Genomic DNA, 20,879 nt, shown 5'->3' on the forward strand with positions numbered 1-20,879 from the left:
GCCCGCCACCATGACCGAGAAAAAATGCGCGCCGCCATCCCCGACATTTCCACCGCTGTCACGGCGTTCGCTCCTCCGGGCCTCTGCTATCGGCCCCGCCCTGTTGATGTCCGGTTCGCTAGATGCAGCCCCCCGGGCGGCATTTACCCACTCGGTCGCCAGTGGCGATCCGGAACAGCGAAGTGTTACCTTGTGGACCCGCTATGTATCGCCTGATGCTGCAGCGGTCTGGCTGCAAGTCGAGGTCGCTGAAGACGAGCAGTTCGAACGGATTGTTTTCCGCTCGTCCGCCCTGTCATCGCCGGACCGGGATTTTTGCGTTCATACCCGGCCGGAGAAGCTGAAGCCTGGGACATATTATTACTACCGGTTCCGGGCCGCCAATGGCGACTTGTCACCCACGGGCCGCACCCGCACCTTGCCGGAAGGTCCACTGGAGCGGTTCCGGATCGGTGTCTTTTCCTGCGCCAACGCAACATCGGGCTGGTTCAACGCCTATGCCCATGCTGCGGCCCGCGATGATATCGACCTGCTGGTACACCTCGGCGACTATATCTATGAATCCAAGCTCAGCCGTTCCGATGCGCTCGAGGGGATGGCTGAGCTGCGCGGAATCGAGCCCGCGCACGAGGTGGTTAGCCTTTCCGATTACCGCAAGCGCTATGCCAGCTATCGTGCCGACCCAGCTTTGCAGGAGTTGCACCGGCGTTTTCCGGCTATTGTCATGTGGGACGACCATGAAACCGTGAATAACAGCTGGACAAACGGAGCGGCCAATCATGATCCCGCCAGCGAAGGGCGCTGGACGGACAGGATGGCAGCGGGTGTGCAGGCCTTCTACGAGTGGCTGCCAATGCGGGAAAAGCCATATTCCGAATATCAGCTAGGCGATCTGGCGACGCTCTTTCGCCTGGAAACCCGGCTAACCGGACGCACGGAGCAGCTGGATTTGAAAGAGGCCATCAATGACCATGGTGAAGATATCGCTGCCGCGGCAATGAGTTTCCGCGATGGGCCGCTCAACGATCCGACTCGCTCCATGATGGGGGCGGGACAGGAACAGTGGCTCGCCGAATCGCTCGCTACCTCCACTGCATCGGGGACAAAATGGCAAATACTGGCCCAGCAGGTAATCATGGGACGATCCCGGATGCCGGAAGATTTTGAAGCCTTCTTTGGCCCCGGGGACAGGCCGAGCAACCGGAAGCTTGCAGAGATGGAGCGGGCGGCGCGCCTCGCGGCCATCGGGGTACCGATCCATATGGATCGTTGGGAAGGCTATCCCGCGGCTCGGCGCCGCTTGCTGCAAGCATCACAAAATGCCGAAGCCGATCTCGTCGTACTGAGCGGCGACAGCCATAATGCCTGGGCGTTTAACCTCGACCATGACGATCGGCCGGTCGGTGTCGAACTGGCGGTACAGGGTGTATCATCGCTTGGCATGGACAAGCGCTATCATGGCGATCCGGCTACCATAGCCAAGCGCTTTGTCGACGCCAATCCTGATCTTGTCTGGTGTGATACCAGCCAGCGGGGCTATATGGTGCTGGACATAGAGGCGGACAGGATTGTCAATGAATGGCTCTTCATCCCCTCGCGCTTTGCCCGCACGGCAGAGGTCAGCGCCACCCATCGCATGCAGGTTACCCGGGGAAGCCGCAGGCTTTCGTTTAGCGAATGATTCAATTCGAAACCGAGGCCGCCCCCGGCGGAGGGACGGCGCAATAGAAACCCCAGATATGATTGCCCGGCCACTGTCCGCACAGTGAGCAGATTGACTCAATAGCGTTCTTGGATCAGTCAAGATGTTTCAGTCGTTGGCCATGAGTACAAACATCTCTCCAAATCACCATGCCGTCGAGATCGTTGAAGTCGGACCGCGCGATGGTCTGCAGAATGAGCAGGTTATCGTCAGTACTGCGGACAAGGTTCGGCTGATTGAAAAATCGATCGATGCCGGCAGTCGGCGCATCGAGGTGGCAAGCTTTGTCAATCCCAGACGCGTACCGCAAATGGCTGACGCAGACGAGGTATGCGCCGCTCTGCCCGACCGGGATGATGTCACCTATATCGGTCTGGTCATGAATTTGCGCGGTGCCGAACGGGCCGCGGAGACCGGACGCAATCTGCAACTGGGCGCGGTTGCCGTCTCCACCGACCAATTTGCGATGGCCAACCAGGGACAGACCAGCGACGGTTCGGTCGAATCGGCCAAGGCCATAATCACCTATGCACAATCCCGGGGGCTGAGCGCCCAGTGCACCATTGGTGCCTCGTTCGGCTGTCCGTTTGAAGGCGAAATTGAACAGGATCGTGTCGTGGCGATGGCCAAATCTATTGCCGCAGCCGGACCGGTAGAAATTGCACTGGCGGACACCATCGGCGTTGCCAATCCGGCCCATGTCGAGCAATTGGTCAAGCGGGTGCGCGACGCGATAGACCCGCTTCCGGTGCGAGTGCATTTCCATAATACGCGCGGTACCGGCCTCGCCAATGTCTGGGCGGCAGTCCGGGCGGGCGCACAAACAGTGGACACTGCGCTGGGTGGCCTTGGCGGCTGCCCCTTTGCGAAGGGATCAGCGGGCAATGTTTCCAGCGAAGACGTCATCTACATGCTGGAGCGTGCCGGAATTTCAACAGGAATGAACCTCGACGCGTTAATCGCTGCGAACAGCTGGTTATCCGGGGTCATGAACAAGAAACTGCCTGGGTTGGTGGCAATCGCACCCGCCTTTCCACAGCAAGCATAATAAAGGATAGTATATGGGTTATCGTTTGGGCGTTGATGTAGGCGGAACATTTACCGATCTATTGTTGTTTGATGTCGAAAGTGGCGCGTTCTGGCGACATAAAACGCCGTCCACTCCGCACGACAGTTCCGAAGGTATTCTGACCGGCGTGACCGCGATATGTGCAAAGGCGGAAGTCGATGCCCGGGAAATTGAATATTTCCTGCATGGCACCACGGTCGCCACCAATGCCGTTCTTGAAGGCAAGGGCGCGAAAGTCGGGCTGATCACCTCAGAGGGCTATCGCGACATCATGCAAATTGCCCGCAGTCTGGTGCCGGGCGGCCTGGCCGCATGGATCGTGTGGCCCAAGCCGCAACCGCTGGCCGCACTCGAAAACACGGTCACGGTCGATGGCCGCATGGACGCTCGCGGTCAGGAGCTGCGGCCGCTCAGCGAGACAAGCATCACAAGCGCGATCACGACGCTCAAGCAACAAGGCGTCGAAGCGGTTACGGTGTCGCTGGTCAATGCCTATACCAATGGCTCGCACGAAAAGCGGATCGGAGAAATGGTGCAGGATTTCCTGCCCGGCATTCCGGTGTCGCTCAGCCACGAAGTCCTGCCTGAAATGCAGGAATATGAACGCACCTTGACGACCGTTGCCAACGCGGCGGTACGGCCTGTGGTCAGCCGCTATATCTCGAGTTTGCGTACCAAGCTCGCAGACCAAGGTCTGGACGGAAATCTGTCCTTGTTGCGATCCGACGGTGGCTTGATGTCATCCCAGAAGGCCGAGGAACATCCCGTCGACATTCTGATGTCCGGACCCGCAGGCGGCGTCACCGGAGCGATCTGGGTGGGCCGCAATGCCGGGCTGCAGAATATTCTGACGCTTGATGTCGGAGGCACATCAACCGACGTCGCGCTGATCGAGAATCTCGAACCGCGGCGGGTGCGAACCACCGATGTCGGCCATTTGTCCGTACGGGCATCCTCCCTCGATGTAAAAACCGTCGGGGCCGGCGGTGGCTCCATTGCCTATGTGCCGGAACTGACCAAGGCGCTCCGGGTCGGGCCACAGTCGGCCGGAGCGGTACCTGGCCCCGTGGCTTACGGCAAAGGCGGTGAAGAACCGACCGTGACGGATGCCAATGTGGTATTGGGATATCTTCCGGAAAATCTGCTCGGCGGTAGCTTCAAGCTTGATCGCGAAGGCGCGACCAAATCGGTACAGAAAATTGCCGATGCTCTGGGCATCGGGTTGATGGAAGCGGCCCGCGGCATCATCGATATCGTGAATGAAAATATGTTCGGCGCGTTGCGCATGATCTCGGTCCAGCAAGGATATGATCCACGGCATTTCGCGCTCATGGGCTTTGGCGGCGCAGGACCATTGCACGTCAATGCCGTTGCAAAGCTGACTGGCAGCTGGCCCGCAGTGTCTCCGATGTCGCCCGGCGTGTTGTGCGCCCTCGGCGATGCCACGACCCGGATGCGGACGGAAACCGCGCGATCATTTTCAAAATTTGCGTCTGAAACCGAAACCAGCGAACTCATTGACCTGCTGTCGGAAATGGCGACGCAAACCCGCGCCGAACTGCTCAGTGACGGAGTGGACGACGCCGATATCAGCAGCGAATTCGAGATTGATGTCCGCTATGCCGGACAAGCGTTCGAAGTATCCTTGACCATAACGCCCGAAATGCTCGAACAGGGTGGGATACAGGGCATATTGGATCGCTTTGACGAGGAGCATAACCGCCTTTTCACGTTCAACATGGATTCGCCGCACGAAATTGTGAATTTGCGTGCCGTTGCGCTTGGCCGGTCACTCGACCTGCCTTCCTCCACGCTACCAAAAGGCAATGGCGACCCGTCGGCGGCGAAAATACGCGATCACAAATTGTGGATGGATGGCAAGGAGCAGGATGGTGTGATCTACGACCGCTCCAAACTGGCGCAGGGAGATATAATTCCCGGCCCTGCCATTGTCGTCGAAATGGACTCCACGACGCTCATCGAATCCGATTGCGTAGCAACGGTCGACGCCGTCGGGAATATTCTGATTAATCTGGCGGAAGGGGAATAAAATGCCTGCAACGATCATTGAAACAAACAATACCCCATTTGCCAAAAAAGATATCGATCCGGTCACCCTCGATATCATCGAGAATGCCCTGCGCAACGCCCGTATCGAGATGGACGCAACACTGGTGCGCACGGCAATGTCACCGGGGATACGGGAACAGGGCGATGCGTTCCCGCTGATCGCAGACCATAACGGCAAGATGATCGTCGGCCAGTTCGGCAGCTTTATCGACGGTTTCCTGCGGCAGTTTGATGGCACGCTGGAAGACGGCGACATGGTTCTGCTTTCAGACCCCTATAGTTGTGAAGGCGCGGTCAGCCATAATAATGACTGGCTGGTGCTGCTTCCTGTTTTCAAGGAAGGTCGCCTGATCGCCTATACCGCGATGTTCGGACATCAATCCGATATCGGCGGCAAGGTCGTCGGCTCCATGCCGATCAACGCCAAGTCTGTTTTTGAAGAAGGCGTCCGTATCCCACCCGTCAAAATCTGGCGGAAAGGCGAGTATAATGATGATCTGATGAAACTGGTCATGCACCAGACTCGCATGCCCGATTGGTGCCAGGCGGATCTGAACGCCATCGTGGCCTCTTGCCGCGTGGCAGCCCGGCGCGTCATCGAGATGACGGAACGTTTCGGCGACGATATTTACATCAGCGCCACCCAAGAACTGCTGGCCCGCAATCATCGCGCGATGAAACAGTTGATCGGAATGGCGATTGGCGAGGAGAAGGTCAGCTTCGAAGATTATATCTGCGATGACGGCATGGGCTACGGTCCCTACAAGATCAAATGCACGATGTGGCGCGACGGCGAAAAGGTGATCCTCGATTTCGATGGTACAGACCCGCAAAGCCAGGCCTCGATAAACTTCTTGCTCAATGAAAATATGTTCAAGATGTTCTTCGGCATCTACATGATCATGGTCTTTGATCCGCAAATCCTGTTCAATGACGGATTCTACGACCTGATTGAAGTCCGCATCCCCGAAGGTTCATTGCTGAAACCGAAATTCCCCGCGGCCCTCTCCGGGCGCACGCATGCTCTGGGACGTATTTTTGACATATTGGGTGGTCTCCTGGGCCAGAAGACGCCGGAGTTCCTGAACGGAGCGGGATTCAGCTCTTCTCCCCATCTCTTTTATTCCGGCTATGACAAGGAAGGAGAATGGTTCCAGCTCTTCCAGATCGGCTTTGGCGGCATACCCGGCAGACCGCTGGGCGACGGCCCCGATGGCCACTCCCTCTGGCCCGGATTTACCAACGTTCCGAACGAGTTTCTCGAACGCTATTTCCCGCTTGTGATCGAACGCTATGAAACGGCGGCCGATAGCGGCGGCGCGGGCTTGCACCGTGGCGGCAACGGTATCCACATGACCTACCGTTTCCTGAGTGAGGGAACGATATCGATCCATGACGATCGCTGGTTCGTACCGCCATGGGGTGTCAATGGCGGCCGTCCGGGCAAACGCGCCCGCAAGATATTGGAAAAGGCCGACGGCACCCGGGAAATTGTCGGCAACAAGGTCGAGGAGTTCCACGTAGACGAAAACGACCAGCTGCACTTCATCACCTGGGGCGGAGGCGGCTGGGGCGACCCCCTCGAACGCGATCCGGAACTGATCGGCAAGGAGATTGTTCAGGGGCTGGTGACCGTCAGCGGCGCGCTTGAATATGGTGTGGTCGTCGACGAGCAGGGTATCGTCGATGTAGATGCAACCGAGAAACTCCGCGCATCGATCAGGGCGGAACGTCCGGATCTTCCGACCTTCGATTTCGGACCGGATATCGAAACACTCCGGGCAAATTGTGAAGAGGAAACCGGACTGCCGGCACCGATCCAGCCAGTCTGGCAGACTATGAAAGAAGCGAAATGACTGAGGAAAACACAGGCGCATTGAAAGATATCCGCGTTATCGAAATGGGGCAACTGATCGCCGGACCGTTTTGCGGCCAGCTGTTGGGCGATATGGGTGCGGAAGTCATCAAGGTCGAACCACCCGTGGTTGACGGCAAGGGCGGCGGTGATCCCATGCGCAACTGGGGTCGCGGTGACGACAAGCTCTGGTGGGAAGTAGTCTCACGAAACAAAAAGGCGGTGTCAGCCAATCTTCGCGTTCCGGAAGGACAGGAACTCGTTCGCAAGCTTGCCGCCACCGCTGACATCCTGATCGAAAATTTCAAACCGGGCACCATGGAGAAATGGGGCCTGGGTCCGGATGTCCTGCACGAAATTAACCCGCGCCTGATCATTGTAAGGGTTTCCGGATATGGGCAGACAGGGCCCTATTCCTCCCGCGCAGGCTTTGGCGGAATCGGCGAAGCTATGGGCGGATGGCGCTATATCGTCGGCGATCCGGATCGTGCGCCGAGCCGGATGGGCATCTCCATCGGTGATACGATGGCCGCCAGCTACGGCTGCATGGGCGCGCTTGCAGCGCTGCATTCGCGCGAAACCACCGGCAAGGGCCAGGTCGTGGATAGCGCCCTTTACGAGGCCGTACTGCAGGTCATGGAAAGCGTCGTGCCCGAATACGACTATTCCGGCTATATCCGTGAACGCTCCGGTTCGGTATTGCCCGGCATAGCCCCGTCAAACGTCTATAAATGCGCGGATGGGGAATATCTGATCGGCGCTAATCAGGACGCGGTATTTGCCAGGTTCTGCAAGGCCATGGAACGGCCCGAGCTGGCGTCGGATCCACGATATGTCAACCATGTGGCGCGTGGCACCAACCAGATCGAGCTGGACGAACTCATCGAAGCATGGACCCGAACGCTCACAGTTGACGAACTGGAAGCCCTGATGATCGAACATTCCATTCCCGCGGGGAAAATGTATCGCGCACCGGAAATGATGGACGACCCCCATTTCGCCGCACGGGAAGCGATTATCGAACTGGAAACGCCTCGCTGGGGCCCACTGAAAATGCAGAATGCCTTTCCCAAATTATCAGGCACCCCAAGCGCGGTACGCACCCCGGCTCCCGATCGCATCGGGCAGCATAATACGGAAATCTACGGCCAGTTGCCGGACATCGACGAGCAGGAACTGGACCGGTTGGCGGCGCAAGGCGTAATCTAGCGACGGACAACAACCAAGGGGCGGGTAAATGTCGCGCAGGCGCGCATTACCCGCCAGCTTCAAAAAGCCATGATCCGGGGCGCTTTCGCTTTAACTCGAATGCAATTGATGAGTTCGCAGTCCGCCAGCCAATCCGGATAGCCAGACTGACCCGACGGTGAATTACCTACGAGCCGACATGGTTCTGTTCTGGACTATTTCTAACCACGTCCCGGCGCTATCTGGTCATACCACCGCGCAAACGGTTTTCAGTTCGAGATAATTTGCGAGCGCCGCCTGGCCGCTATCACGGCCGAAACCGGATTGTTTGGTACCGCCGATAGGCAGCGCAGCATCGAACATCAAATGGCTGTTGATCCAGACAGTACCGGCCTGCAGGCGATTGGCGAGCCGCGTCGCATTGGACAAGCCCTCGGTCCAGATGCCGGCAGCCAGCCCGAAGCTGCTGTCATTGGCAGCGGCCAGCACTTCATCGACGTCGTCAAAAGGCGACGCGACCAGAACCGGACCGAATATTTCCTCGCACACCACATTCATGTCGGCCTTGACATCGGTAAGAACCGTTGGCTGCACAAAGCTTTGATTCGGGCCCAGAGTTTCGCCGCCGCATAATCTGGTCGCTCCAGCCTTGATGCCATCTTCGATATAGCCGGCCACGGTCGCCGCATGTTTTCTCGACACCAAGGGGCCTAGCTGTGTGGCCGGATTGAGGCCATGTCCCATCGCCATTTTGCCGGCAGTATCGACAATGCCCTCGATGACCTTGTCAAAAACCGACCTGTGCGCATAAAGGCGCGACCCGGCAACACAGACCTGTCCGCCATTGAAAAAGATCGCATTGGCAGAGCCGGCAGCCGCCGCTGCAATATCTGCGTCCGCCATAACAATGACCGGAGATTTTCCCCCCAGTTCCAAGGTAACCCGTTTGAGATTGCCTTTCGAGGCTTCCAATATGGCCCGCCCGGTGTTTGTCGAACCGGTAAATGCGATTTTGTTAACTTGTGGATGCTCGGCCAAGCGGGCACCTGCTTCACTACCCAGCCCGGTCACCAGATTGATCACACCGTCCGGCAATCCCGCTTCCGCTATCAATTCGCACAATCGGACAGCGGTCAGGGACGTGTCTTCTGCCGGCTTCAGCACGATTGTGCAGCCTGCCGCCAAGGCCGGCGCCAGTTTCATCACCGTCAATACTAGTGGACTGTTCCAGGGGACAATTGCGCCGACCACGCCCACAGGTTCCTTCAAGGTATAAGCAAATATCTCTTTGCCTTCAGGCTGATAATTGATCGAAGTCGGAATGGTCCTTCCTTCAATCGCCAGCGCAAGACCGGCAAAATATCTGAATTGCGCAATGGCACCGGGAATTTCGGCCCAGCGCCCGACATATAATGGTTTTCCCTGGTCGAGGGTCTCCAGTTCCGCCAGCTCGTCTATATTGGATTCCATAAGATCCGCGATCTTGTTCAAGATCCCGGATCGCTCCATTGGCGTCATTGTCCGCCAGGGACCGCTGTCAAAAGCCCTTCGCGCTGCGGAAACGGCCAGGTCGACATCTTCGGCCGCCGCCCGGGCGATCTGACCGATCACCGCACCGGTAGCCGGATCACGAGTATCGAATGTTCCGGACGATTGCGCATCAACCCATTGTCCATCGATGAAAAGCTGATATTTTCCACGATCAACAAAGGCCTGCGCAGCTGAGGATAGCGCGGGAGCGCCAATATCTATCTCGGCCATTATTTCAATCCTCCGCCGGTCAATTGACCCGGGATATGATCCCCCTGATGTTCGGCATAATAGTCAGCGATTTCTTCGCGTGTTGCCCACCAGATGCCATCGAGCCCCTTGGCGAATTCGATAAACTCCCGCACGGCACGAATCGTATGGGCACGACCGGTAACATGGGGATGGAAGCCGACATTCATGATCCGGGCCTGCTGTTCCCCTTCCCGATGCAAGACGGACAGTTCCTCGATCAGGAGGTCGCGATATTCGTCGGTGGTCCGCATGTTCCGCGTCAATATGGTAAAGTCGTTGATCACATTGGAATAAGGGGTGGCAACAATCGGTCCCTGGTCGGTCCGTATCATATAAGGTTGATCGTCGTTCATAATGTCGCAGTAGAATTTGAACCCCTCTTCCGCGAGAATCGACGGCGTGTTCAGCGTCCCGCGCAGAGAGGATGACAACCAGCCGACCGGTCGCTTGCCAACATGTTTCTCGTAAATCTCGATGGAGCGCTGGATAATCTCGCGCTCGGCGGCGGGGTCGTCGTGAAAGTCGGTCAGCAACTCGCCCTGCTCATAATTATGTGCGATCAATTCCCAGCCACGTTCCAGACATGCATCGGTCATCGCCTTGCGTCGTTCGAACGTCACAGCGTTGGTGGTGCAGCTTGCCTTGACGCCCAGCTCATCAAACAGGTCGAACATACGCCAGATGCCCACCCGCTGACCATATTCGCGCCAGCTATAGTTCGGATAGTCGGGGATGCGACCTGCCAGGGCATTGGGTAGCAACGCCGGACCACCGGCATAATATGGGAGATCCGTGTCTTTCGTCAGATCCCAAGTTTCCAGATTGAACGTCAGGATCAATGCGACCTTTGCACCATTGGGCCACTTCAGTTGGCCGCGCTGCGGCATCGGCACATAATCATATTCAAACATCGGGTTGTGCTCCTTGATATTGACGTTCCCAGCTTAGTGCCACCAACGCCAGATCGAATAAACCGTTTGTGGACGTGAACGCGGATCGAGCGTACCCAAGAACCGGCTGCTAATCGACAGGCGAATAACGACGCTGTCGACAGCACCCGGTTGAATGATCCAGCCTCTACCGGGCCTGATCTGCGGCCAGCTTGAGCCCGGGGCGCCGCCTGCTGGCGCATCTCGTCCGTCGGCTGGCTATAGCGCTAGGCTGGTAGCGAGGTACGATCGCTTGGCAACATCGATTGGCGGATCATATAGCTGCGGCGCTTGACCGGATCATCGACCAGTTTGCGCATTGCGTCCTTGCGTAGTCGATGCTGCTCGCTGTCACCCTCTTTCATGAATTCCATATTCTGGATGGTTTGCGCCTGAACCAGTTCTATGGTCGCGCTCAACCGTTCATCATTAAATTGATTCAATAGCGCGTCCGCATCTCCCCGGCCGTGCAGAATTTCGATCATTTTGGGGCACAGGTTGAACGCATCATGGATGCCGCTATTCATCCCCAGCCCGCCAAGCGGATTGTTCAGATGTGCTGCATCGCCGATGATCATCACGCGATTGTCACGCAAATTCTTTGCAACTCGCTGATGCACCCGATAAATTGTCCGGTGCTCGGTCGTCACATCGGGCTTGCCGATCAATCCCGAGAATACCTTTTCTTTTTTGGCATCGGAAACAAGATAGCTGTCCGCCTCGCTCTCGGTCGCCGGAACGAGCACTCGCCACAGCGAGGGAACCCGCAGCAACACAAGCCATTCCATGGGGTCCGACACATAATTCACATAATCAAGGCCGGGGATATGATCTTCCAGCGGTTCGGCACTGGTCAGGCAGAGAAATTTTTCGGGATAGGTAAAGCCTTCAAACTCGGCTCCCATAAGCTTGCGAACAACACTGTTCGCTCCGTCCGCACCAATCACATATTGCGCCTCGATATTCAGAATATCATACGGCGTTTCTATGCTGACTTCGACGCTATTCTCGTTCTGGCGATAACCGAGCATCCGGTGATTGAAAAGCACGGTTGCTTTCGGCTCTGCCTCGATCCGTTCGGCCAGCATGCGCGCCAGATGATATTGCTCGCATTGTATGCGGAACGGGAATCGGGTGATGTCCGCGAGTTCGGATAAATCGAAACGGAAGGCTTCACCACCGCTGCGCTCGCGCCACTGGAAAACAGGGGCTTTCAAACCCATCTCGATCAGTTCGTCTGCGATACCAAGCGTATCCAGCATCTCGAGCGTTGACGGATGGAAAGTCGAAGCTCGCAGATCCTGGGTCCCGGCGTCTCCGGCATCAATCACGGTGACCTCAACACCCCTCCGCGCCAAATAGTAGCCCGCCACACAACCCACAGGTCCAGCGCCAACTATAACGACATCTGTTTTCTTCATTTATCATGTCCGTTTTTCATTGCTTGAACGGCGGTCATGCGCGAGCAGAGAAAAGAGCGCGAGATGTTCCCGATATTTAACCGCCTGTCGGTACAATTAGTGAGTTGGCACGGTCAGTGGCGGGACAACATGGCCCCGCAGGAGGGATCCGCAACGGGAAATCCGCTGCCCGGAAAACCGGGCCGCTCAATCTGTCCATGATTTGCTTGACGGAGGGGACCAAGCTGCTTCCCAGTCGAAGCAACCGCAGCCAGAAACCGCGCGCTACCCGCTCTGCGATTATGTTGGCAGCTTCACTTGCCGCTTTTACCGCTATTGCAGAAACAGTGTTCCATTCCGTTTCATGGCATCTGACGGCAGCCCCGTTGCAGCCCGCAATGAAAACACCAATCCCGCGCAGGGAACAAACAAGGATTTGGCGATGACACTGATTGGCACAAAAATGGTTGAGGACGGCCGGACGGCTCGTGAAATTTTCGAACAGCTTATCAGTAATCCGGCACGTAACAAATTTGGATTCGGCGACAAGCTGGCCATCGTCAACGTAGATGTACAACAGGCCTATACCCGCACCGACATGTTCAAGACCGCTTATGAAACGGATCCGCGTCAAATCGACTATATCAATCGCATATCTTCCCTCGCCCGGTCGCACGAAATGCCGGTAATCTGGAGCCGCGTAGCCTATAAGGAAGATGCTGCTGATGCCGGTGTCTGGGGGACCCGGACCGATACGGAAGATTCCCTTCAGAACATAAAATATGACAGCGAGCGGCATAAACTGGACCCCCGCTGCGAGGTCGCGCCGAATGACCTCCAATATACAAAACGCATGCCCAGCGCCTTCTTCGAAACCTCTTTGGCAAGTTATCTGACCTGGCACAAAGTCGATACAGTCGTGGTCACCGGCGGCTCCACGTCCGGCTGTGTACGCGCGACGGCGGTTGATGCATTAAGCCATGGCTACCGCACCATCGTCCCGATCGAAACCTGCGCTGACAAGCACGAGAGTTATCATTTTGCCAATCTGACGGATCTGCAGATCAAATATGCCGATGTCGAACCGGTGCAGACCGTAATCGACTGGCTGGAAGCGCAATAGATAGTTCTGGGTACTGTAAAGTCCGCTCCCCAGCGATACCAATTGGAGGATATTATGTCTTTGAAACCGCGCCCAAACCCCGACGCCCTCGGCCACAGAAAACTGTTCGGCGTGCTCGGCCCCTCGACCAATACCGTGGTGCAGCCTGACTTCGACGATATGCGCGTATATGGCGTCACCAACCATTATAGCAGGATCGTGGTCGAGGACGCGCAAGCGATCTCCGACGAAACCTTCATGGCAGGGACACTTGAGATATCGAACAACACGCTCGACGCCGTACGCGGCGTTCTGACCTGCAACCCCGACTATCTGGTGATGGGCATGTCCGCCGTCACATTCTATGGTGGTGCAAGGGGCGCGGAACAATGGCGTGAAAATATCGAAGCCGAGGCCGGTCTTCAACTGTGCACGGGTTCGCAGTCGTTGATCGAAGCATTTAACGCCTATGGCGGCGTGAAAAAAATTGCTGTGATTTCACCCTATTATCCGTCGGCCAACCGACAGGTTGCAAATTTCATGTCGGATTACGGTATTGAAACCGTTCGTGATATTTGTCTGCGTTGCCCGAGCTGGACCGCCATTGCCCAGGTTTCGACAGAAATATTGCGCGAAAAGCTAAAGGAACTCGACGGCGATGATGTCGATGCCTTGGTGCAGGTTGGCACCAATCTGTCGATGACCCGGCTTGCCGCGGCTGCAGAGACCTATCTTGGCAAGCCGGTTATCGCTATCAACACCGCCACCTACTGGAACGCCTTGCGGCAGAATGGAATTGATGATCGGGTGGTCGGGTTCGGCAGATTGCTCGAGGAATTTTAGCAGCAGGAAACAAAAGGCCCAGAGGTCTGACATTTTGATCATGTCGGCATATCTGCAAAAAAATGGATGCACGCTGGATGCATCGGGTGCAGATAAGGCCGGGCGCGATTTTCAGGAGGCTTGAATGAGTGAATTGGAAGACAATTATCAAACGGCAGGCTTTTGCGGCAAGCTGGAACTTGGCAACCGTCCGGCCCTGGTGCTGATCGATCTGGCCCGCGCCTACATCGACTCCGCATCACCGCTTTATCTGGGTGACGAAAGCGCGTTTCTTGCCAATATTGAACTGACCAAGGCCGCCCGCGACGCTGGCATTCCTGTTATTTTCACCCGTGTGGAATATATGCCCGGCGGCGGCGATGGCGGTCTGTTCTACAAGAAAGTCGCGGCGCTGTCCCTGTTCCAGAAAGGTGAACCGATGGCAGAATTTGATCCGCGGCTGCAACCCGAAGCAGGGGATGTCATTGTCACCAAGCAATATCCCAGCGCCTTTTTCGGGACATCTCTGGCCGCCACATTGACCGCCATGGGTGTGGACAGTTGCATCGTTTCCGGCTTCTCGACCTCAGGCTGTGTCCGCGCCAGCGCACTGGATGCATTGCAGAATGGCTTCGTTCCGATAGTCGTCAGCGAAGCTTGCGGAGACCGCGATCCTGCTGTTCAAAAAGCCAATCTGTTCGATCTCGGCGCAAAATATGCCGAGATCCTGTCTCTTGATGACGCAAAAGGCTATTTGTCCTCAATCTGAGCGAGATCCCGGGCGATATTGACGGCCGTGGCCTGAAGATCGCTCAGGAACAACTCGGCCGCTTTGCTGGCATTCATCGCGGAGGCAAAATAGATCAGGCCGATTGAACCGGCAATTGTCCCGTTTTCCTGCATGATCGGAACGGCAATAGAGGATGTCTTCCCATCATCGGCCGTATAGGTGTTGCGATTATGGATGGCATAGCCGTTCTGGCGAATCTCGCCGAGAATGGAATCATCGCGAACCAGCAAAAGACCCACTTTGGACGTGTCATTGTCGGTCATTTTCCACCCCTCGATGATCGCGTCCCGCTCCTCGTCATCGCAGTGAGCAATATAGGCCTTGCCCGTCGCGCATTCGGATATCGGCAGCGTATATCCAGGATAATAGTTGGTAAATGTCAGCGAGGTCAGCCCATGGGTCGAATCGCGCACCATCATGCTGGTACCGACGCGCGTCGCTAGCGAAATCGGCCAGTTCAACTTATCCGTCAGCGCGACAATATGTTTGCGGGCCACCGTGACCAGTTCATCTTCCGATTGGAAGCCCGTGGACAGGGTTTGCACGAGCCCCGTCACCCGGTACCGCTTGCGCGCGGGTTCTCGCTCGATAAAGCCTTCGTGGATCAGGGTCTGCACGATCCGGCAGGCCGTCGGATAAGGGATATTCGCGGCTCGCGAAATTTCCATCATAGAAATCGGACCGATGCGGTTCGTGGCCTGAATAACGGCGAGCCCCCTGCTGATCGCCCTAATCGGCACGCCGCGATCAAAAGTCTGTTTTGCCATATCTGCTGTTCCTGTTCTGAATCCATATCTAGCCAAATGCCTGCCAAAAGCAATCCGCTGTGCGGATAGATGAGAGACACTGGGCTTTTCCGGCACGATAGCGCGTGAATAGAGACGCAAGTCCGGAGAACGGAGCCATGACCTTATTAGCCTGAATACAGAACCTCTCAAATCCGGTTTGGCGGCGCTTGTGCGCCATCATCGGCAGGACAGTTGAGGATCGAGAAGAGGTGCACCTCGACGTGAGAACAAGACGTCGCGAGAGCGCGACATTGCTCAACATATGAAGGAAGTTGAAATGCCATTATTGAAAATCGAACGCCGTGACCATATCGCCATTCTCACACTCGATCGAGCTGCGACGATGAATGCTCTCGGCGTGGACGGCGATGGTACCGCGTTCCGCGAAGCCTGCGATTCCATCAATATGGACCAATCGATCCGTTGCGTCATTCTGACCGGCGGGGGAAAGGCGTTTTCCGCGGGTGGCGATGTGAAGGCGATGCTTGCCCGCGAGGGCAATTTTGCCGGCGATGGTACCCAGATCCGACAAGGTTATCGCGGCAATATTCATTTGATCCTGCGGGCGCTCGAAACGCTGGATGTTCCGATCATTGCAGCAGTCAATGGCCCGGCCATCGGTCTGGGCTGCGATCTTGCCTGCCTTGCCGACATCCGGATTGCATCGGAAAAGGCAAAATTCGGCGTCACCTTCCTCAAGATAGGCATCATCCCCGGCGATGGCGGCGCGTGGCTATTGCCCCGCATCATCGGTATGAGCCGTGCCGCCGAGCTTTTCTATACCGGCGATGTCATCGATGCCGGGACGGCGCTGGATTGGGGGCTGGTCAGCCGCATCACGCCGGATGAGGAATTGCTCGATAGCGCGATCGCTCTGGGCCAGAAAATTGCCAGCCAGCCTCCCCATGCGCTGCGCATGACGAGAATGCTGCTTCGACAAGGGTGCAAGGTCGACTATGATACGATGCTGGAAATGAGCGCCGCAACCCAGGCCCTGTCCCACCTGACCGACGATCATATCGAAGGAGTCTCGGCGCTTATCGAAAAGCGGACCGCCAAATTTGCCGGAGCTTAGCCGCTGGAGCACCCGTCGATATTTTCGCGCGTTTCCGGATTGATCGCCAGTCGAAGAGTTGATGGCCTGCGCTTTGCGGACGGTGTCAACCGAATCTAGCCTGACACCGACGAAGACTCTGCGCCATATCCTGCAAGATTCTATCTGTGTGCCCAGCAACGATCGGACTCAATATGCCAACCCACCATAATCGTCGAAACATCCTGCGCGGCATTGCTGTTGGCGGAGGTGTCACTGCGCTGGGCACGTCTCCAAGCTATGCCATGCACACGGACACCGACATATCAGAAAACTGGGACTATATCGTCATCGGTGCCGGCTCGGCAGGATGTGTGCTCGCCAACCGCCTGTCCGCCAATCCGGAGCACCGTGTCCTGCTGCTGGAAGCCGGTCAGAGAGTTTCGGACGCAGAAGTCTCCTTTCCTCCAGCCTGGCCGGGATTGGCCGGCGGAGCTTATGATTGGGATTATCAGTCTACCACCCAGTCCGGCCTGAACGGCCGGTCGGTAGCCCAGCCTCGCGGCAAGGGCCTGGGCGGTTCGACATTGATCAATGCCATGGGATTTCAGCGGGGCCCCGCCCAGGCGTATGATCAATGGGCACAGCAGACAGGCGATCCGCGCTGGGCCTTCGCATCGATGCTCAAATATTTCCGGAAACTGGAAACTGCATCGAGCGGAGCAAGCGAATATCGCGGCGGCGACGGGCCTCTCAGCGTACTCGAACTGGGCCGCGTTGAAAACACAACAGCGCTGGCACAGGCCATTTTTGCGGCCGGGGTTGCAGCCGGACATCCTGCCAATCCCGACTGGAACGGCGCGCGGGCCGACGGAAGCATCTGGTCGCAACTGAGCATCAAGGATGGGATGCGGCACACCGCGTCATCCGCCTATCTCGACCCGGTGTCGGATCGCAGGAACCTCACGGTGGTTACCGGCGCGATGGTGAACAAGCTGCAGGTGGTCAAGGGTTGCTGCGAGGCCGTGGCGGTTACCATTTCCGGCCAGCACAAGATTTTGACGGCAAGGCGGGAAACGATCCTCAGCGCAGGAGCCTTTGATTCACCACGGCTGCTATTGCTCTCTGGCATCGGCGACAAGGGCCAGCTTGCAGAAACCGGCGTTCCGGTCGTCCATCATCTGCCCGGAGTGGGCCAGAATCTTGCGGACCATCTGCTTGCGCCGGGCTTGCTGTTTCAGTCGGACAGGCCACTTCCAGCATCTGCCCACAACCACTGCGAGTCGATGGTGGTCGCACAGAGCCGGCAATCTCCGGGCTGGTCCGATCTGATGATCATGGGCCTCAGCATCCCCTTTGTCAGTCCGGATTTTGGCCCCCCGCCACCCGATAGCTTCGCCTTCGTGCCGGCCATGACCCATCCGAAAAGCAGGGGCAGTATATCCATTACCAGCGCGAACACGAGGGACCCGGCCAGGATTGACCCGGGCTATTTGACCCACGAAGCCGATGTCGAAGCGCTGGTTGACGGATTTGAAATCGCGCGTGAAATCGCTGCTGCAAAGCCATTGTACGGCTGGATTTCGAAAGAATTATACCCCGGCCCCGAGGTTACGGATCGCAAGGGCCTTGCAGCTCATGTCCGCAGGGTTGCGTCTCCATTTTTTCACCCGGTTTCCACTTGTGCGATGGGGCGGGCCAGCGATGAAATGGCGGTGCTTGACAGCGCTTGCAGGGTACATGGTATCGATCGCCTACGGGTGGTCGACGCTTCCGCTTTCCCGTCCATACCGCAGGCAATGACAAATGCTGCCGTGATGGCTCTCGCCGAATGCGCCTCGGATATCATAATGGAGAAAATCTGACCTTTCGCGATTTCTTCGTCTGCCGATCTATTGCCAAGCTTATTGTGCCTGCGCGCTCCAATAGGCGAGGACAAATTTTGCCAGCTCATCATTGAAGGCGTCGGGCTGTTCCGCGAACGGGGAATGACCGGCATTTTTGAAAGCGCGGGACTTTACGGTCGGAGCGATTTGCAAAAGCGCCGCAAGCGCGGCAGGAGAGACGGACGGATCCTCACTGCCGTGCAGTATCAGTGCCGGCATTTCCCCGAGCAGCGGAACGAGGTCGATATTGTCGGATGGATGTTTGCGAAGCGCCCCTTGCGCATAAGCCGGCACCATCATGCCCAGAATTCGGGCTTCTTCAATCCAGTCTGCTGGCGGCTCGTTCGCCGTCAACATCGGCATGAACAGCTCAACTGCGGCAAGCTGGTCTTCGAAGGCATCGCTTTTCCGCAGCTCCTGTAATTTCATCAATTGGGCGAGAAGCTCGGGATCGGGACCACCAGCGGGTGGCGTAAACGGAATGAATCCGCCCAATGCTCCTATCATTACCAGACCCGAGATATTTCCACGCCCATATTCGCGCAGATAGTCGGCAGCGACCAAGGTCCCGTAAGACCATCCCACTATTACGGGTCTGTGAAGCTTCGTGGCTTTGATCACTTTCTCGATATCCGCAGCCCATATCTTGGGATCGGTATAAGCTTCGGCCTGCCACGGTTTACCCGACATACCATGACCACGAAGATCGAAAGCGACCATTCGAAAACGCTCGGCAAGACTGGACTCAAACTGGGGTGTAAAGCTCGCGGTTCCCATGCCAAGCCCGTGCAGGAAAATTATGGCGGGTCCATCCTCCGGCCCTGTGACCGTAACCGCCAGCGGCACGCCCCCTTCGCCCTCAACATAGAGCGTTTCGGCAGATGCGGCCGCGAGCGGAATTTGTATGATAGCGAGCGTACAGGCCATCGCAATAATTCTGAATAGATTTACCAGCTTCATTTCGATCGCTCCTGTCTGCAGGGCCTGTAAACATCAGGCTATATGTCTGTCCACCAGCCTGAAATAGCCGTCGTTCGTGCCTTTATCGGGACCAGAGCCGATGAAAGGGCAAGCACAAGGGACAATCCATAAGTTTCTTTCTATCCGCTGATAGCTATTTTGGATTTGAGCCGGCAGCCCATCCCGTATCTTTATGATCAACGTAATCATGATAATTGTTCTGCCTGCGCCGAACCTATCGTGAAAGTCATCGTCATCGATCAGTCTTGTCTGATCTCCAAATATTGTGGACCCTTATTATGTCAGAAAATACTTTACTGTGCGGCCAGCATGAAATGATGCCTCAGACGACACATGACGAGGCCTCGGCGCTGGGTTACGTTCGCAGCCTGCGGCGGTTGATCACATCGCAACTGACACCGGGCCACAAGCTGGTTTACGATGCGCGGATTTCCAGAGAGATTGAAAAAGATCTCGGACGCCCGGCGGAACATCGCAACGAAGTGAAACCCTATCTGGAAAAGGACGGCTATCACCAGATGTGGTCGGCGATGCTGCGCACGACCCAGGAGTTGATGTGGAACGCCGTATACCGCTGCGTCGATCGTCAGGCAGAGGAACTGAACAGCAAGTTCCAGCAGTTCAGAAAGACCCAGGGACCCGGTTCCCTGGCCATCGATCCCGACTTTGAAATTCCGCCCTATAGCGACCGGGTGGACAATCACACCCAGCCTGGCGGCTATCACACGGAAATAGTCGAGGATGATGTAACGGCCGGTGCTGCCTACGAGCAGAGTATCCATGTCTACATGATGGGCGGTATGGGCCGCTACAATGACGATGTCGGCAAGATGCTCGGCCATTATGTCGAATGGAAATATCCCGATTTCAAACCGCTCAGAATCCTCGATATCGGCTGCTCGGTCGGGCACAGCACATTGCCCTATACTGAACTTTTCCCCGATGCGGAAATCCACGCTATTGACCTTAGTGCTCCGCTGGTCCGCTATGGGCACGCCCGCGCAAAATCCATGGGCAAGGCCGTCCATTTCGCGCAGCAAAATGCCGAACGCACCAATTTTGAAGACGAAAGCTTCGACCTGATTGTTTCCCATATCATGATACACGAAACGTCGACCAAGGCGCTCACCAATATCATGACGGAATGCCGGCGGTTGCTGAAGCCGGGCGGCCTGACCGTCCATCTCGAGATGTTGCCATTTTCGAAGAAAACCCCGCTGCAGCAATATCTGACCGACTGGGACAGCGTGAACAATCACGAACCGTTCATCGGCAAGATGAACGATCTGGACATGAACGAGGTGCTGCGCGACGCCGGCTTCAGCGAAGCGGAACGGTTCGTCGAATTTGTGCCGATCGGATTTGACAAGCCGGAAACCGGCTCGCTCGATTACACCCATCTGATCGGTACTGAGCGCCATATCTTCGGTGCTAAGAAAGCGAGCTAGGCCGGTGAACGGCAGACTCTGTGATTAATCCGGC

16 protein-coding genes are annotated in these 20,879 nt (G+C 56.7%); 11 read left to right on the top strand and 5 right to left on the bottom strand.

Features of this window, described 5'->3' with window-relative positions; genetic code table 11:
* Nucleotides 1-10 precede the first annotated feature (10 nt).
* From ACHZCJ_RS10065 to ACHZCJ_RS10085, 5 genes are all read left to right on the top strand, one after another.
* Nucleotides 11-1,681, top strand: coding sequence for an alkaline phosphatase D family protein (locus ACHZCJ_RS10065; RefSeq protein ID WP_321326069.1), 1,671 nt, complete (start codon nt 11-13; stop codon nt 1,679-1,681).
* 142 nt (nt 1,682-1,823) lie between these two features.
* Entirely contained in the window at nt 1,824-2,750 is a 927-nt protein-coding gene (locus ACHZCJ_RS10070; RefSeq protein WP_321326071.1) for a hydroxymethylglutaryl-CoA lyase, read from the top strand.
* 13 nt (nt 2,751-2,763) lie between these two features.
* Nucleotides 2,764-4,821, top strand: coding sequence for a hydantoinase/oxoprolinase family protein (locus ACHZCJ_RS10075; protein WP_321326073.1), 2,058 nt, complete (start codon nt 2,764-2,766; stop codon nt 4,819-4,821).
* A gap of 1 nt (nt 4,822) precedes the next feature.
* Nucleotides 4,823-6,697 (top strand): hydantoinase B/oxoprolinase family protein, encoded by a 1,875-nt coding sequence (locus ACHZCJ_RS10080; RefSeq protein WP_159646358.1) that lies wholly within the window; start codon nt 4,823-4,825, stop codon nt 6,695-6,697.
* On the top strand, nt 6,694-7,905 hold the full coding sequence (locus ACHZCJ_RS10085) for a CoA transferase (protein WP_321326077.1): 1,212 nt from the start codon (nt 6,694-6,696) through the stop codon (nt 7,903-7,905). Before ACHZCJ_RS10080 ends, ACHZCJ_RS10085 begins: the two co-directional genes overlap by 4 nt.
* 225 nt (nt 7,906-8,130) lie before the next feature.
* Here the strand turns inward: ACHZCJ_RS10085 and ACHZCJ_RS10090 are convergent, their stop codons facing one another.
* From ACHZCJ_RS10090 to ACHZCJ_RS10100, 3 genes are all read right to left on the bottom strand, one after another.
* Complete coding sequence (locus tag ACHZCJ_RS10090; RefSeq protein WP_321326079.1) at nt 8,131-9,645, bottom strand: aldehyde dehydrogenase family protein; 1,515 nt, start codon at nt 9,643-9,645, stop codon at nt 8,131-8,133.
* The gene (locus ACHZCJ_RS10095) at nt 9,645-10,577 is read right to left on the bottom strand and encodes a polysaccharide deacetylase family protein (RefSeq protein WP_321326081.1); all 933 of its coding nucleotides are present in this window, start codon (nt 10,575-10,577) and stop codon (nt 9,645-9,647) included. The genes ACHZCJ_RS10090 and ACHZCJ_RS10095 overlap by 1 nt, the downstream gene beginning before the upstream one ends.
* Nucleotides 10,578-10,822: 245 nt before the next feature.
* Nucleotides 10,823-12,016, bottom strand: a complete 1,194-nt coding sequence (locus ACHZCJ_RS10100) for an FAD-dependent oxidoreductase (RefSeq protein WP_321326083.1) — start codon at nt 12,014-12,016, stop codon at nt 10,823-10,825.
* Nucleotides 12,017-12,437: 421 nt separating this feature from the next.
* On the opposite strand from ACHZCJ_RS10100, the gene ACHZCJ_RS10105 reads away from it, so the two are divergent.
* From ACHZCJ_RS10105 to ACHZCJ_RS10115, 3 genes are all read left to right on the top strand, one after another.
* Nucleotides 12,438-13,118 (top strand): isochorismatase family protein, encoded by a 681-nt coding sequence (locus ACHZCJ_RS10105; protein ID WP_321326084.1) that lies wholly within the window; start codon nt 12,438-12,440, stop codon nt 13,116-13,118.
* Between the two features lie 54 nt (nt 13,119-13,172).
* Entirely contained in the window at nt 13,173-13,940 is a 768-nt protein-coding gene (locus ACHZCJ_RS10110) for an arylmalonate decarboxylase (RefSeq protein ID WP_321326086.1), read from the top strand.
* A 124-nt stretch (nt 13,941-14,064) separates the two neighbouring features.
* Nucleotides 14,065-14,688 (top strand): isochorismatase family protein, encoded by a 624-nt coding sequence (locus ACHZCJ_RS10115; RefSeq protein ID WP_321326088.1) that lies wholly within the window; start codon nt 14,065-14,067, stop codon nt 14,686-14,688.
* Here ACHZCJ_RS10115 and ACHZCJ_RS10120 read toward each other — a convergent pair.
* Nucleotides 14,670-15,476, bottom strand: a complete 807-nt coding sequence (locus ACHZCJ_RS10120; RefSeq protein ID WP_321326090.1) for an IclR family transcriptional regulator C-terminal domain-containing protein — start codon at nt 15,474-15,476, stop codon at nt 14,670-14,672. The genes ACHZCJ_RS10115 and ACHZCJ_RS10120 overlap by 19 nt on opposite strands.
* A gap of 298 nt (nt 15,477-15,774) precedes the next feature.
* Here ACHZCJ_RS10120 and ACHZCJ_RS10125 point away from each other — a divergent pair, with 298 nt between their 5' ends.
* Both ACHZCJ_RS10125 and ACHZCJ_RS10130 read left to right on the top strand, forming a co-directional pair.
* Nucleotides 15,775-16,572 carry a crotonase/enoyl-CoA hydratase family protein gene (locus tag ACHZCJ_RS10125; protein WP_321326092.1) on the top strand — a complete coding sequence of 266 codons (798 nt, stop codon included), beginning with the start codon at nt 15,775-15,777 and terminating at the stop codon, nt 16,570-16,572.
* Between the two features lie 173 nt (nt 16,573-16,745).
* On the top strand, nt 16,746-18,395 hold the full coding sequence (locus tag ACHZCJ_RS10130) for a GMC family oxidoreductase N-terminal domain-containing protein (RefSeq protein ID WP_321326093.1): 1,650 nt from the start codon (nt 16,746-16,748) through the stop codon (nt 18,393-18,395).
* 39 nt (nt 18,396-18,434) lie between these two features.
* On the opposite strand, the gene ACHZCJ_RS10135 is transcribed toward ACHZCJ_RS10130, so the two are convergent.
* Nucleotides 18,435-19,376, bottom strand: coding sequence for an alpha/beta hydrolase (locus ACHZCJ_RS10135; RefSeq protein WP_321326095.1), 942 nt, complete (start codon nt 19,374-19,376; stop codon nt 18,435-18,437).
* A gap of 338 nt (nt 19,377-19,714) precedes the next feature.
* Here ACHZCJ_RS10135 and ACHZCJ_RS10140 point away from each other — a divergent pair, with 338 nt between their 5' ends.
* Nucleotides 19,715-20,845, top strand: coding sequence for a class I SAM-dependent methyltransferase (locus ACHZCJ_RS10140; RefSeq protein ID WP_321326097.1), 1,131 nt, complete (start codon nt 19,715-19,717; stop codon nt 20,843-20,845).
* Nucleotides 20,846-20,879: the final 34 nt, after the last annotated feature.

Origin of the sequence: uncultured Parasphingorhabdus sp. (assembly GCF_963677535.2) — a bacterium.
Lineage (GTDB): Bacteria > Pseudomonadota > Alphaproteobacteria > Sphingomonadales > Sphingomonadaceae > Parasphingorhabdus.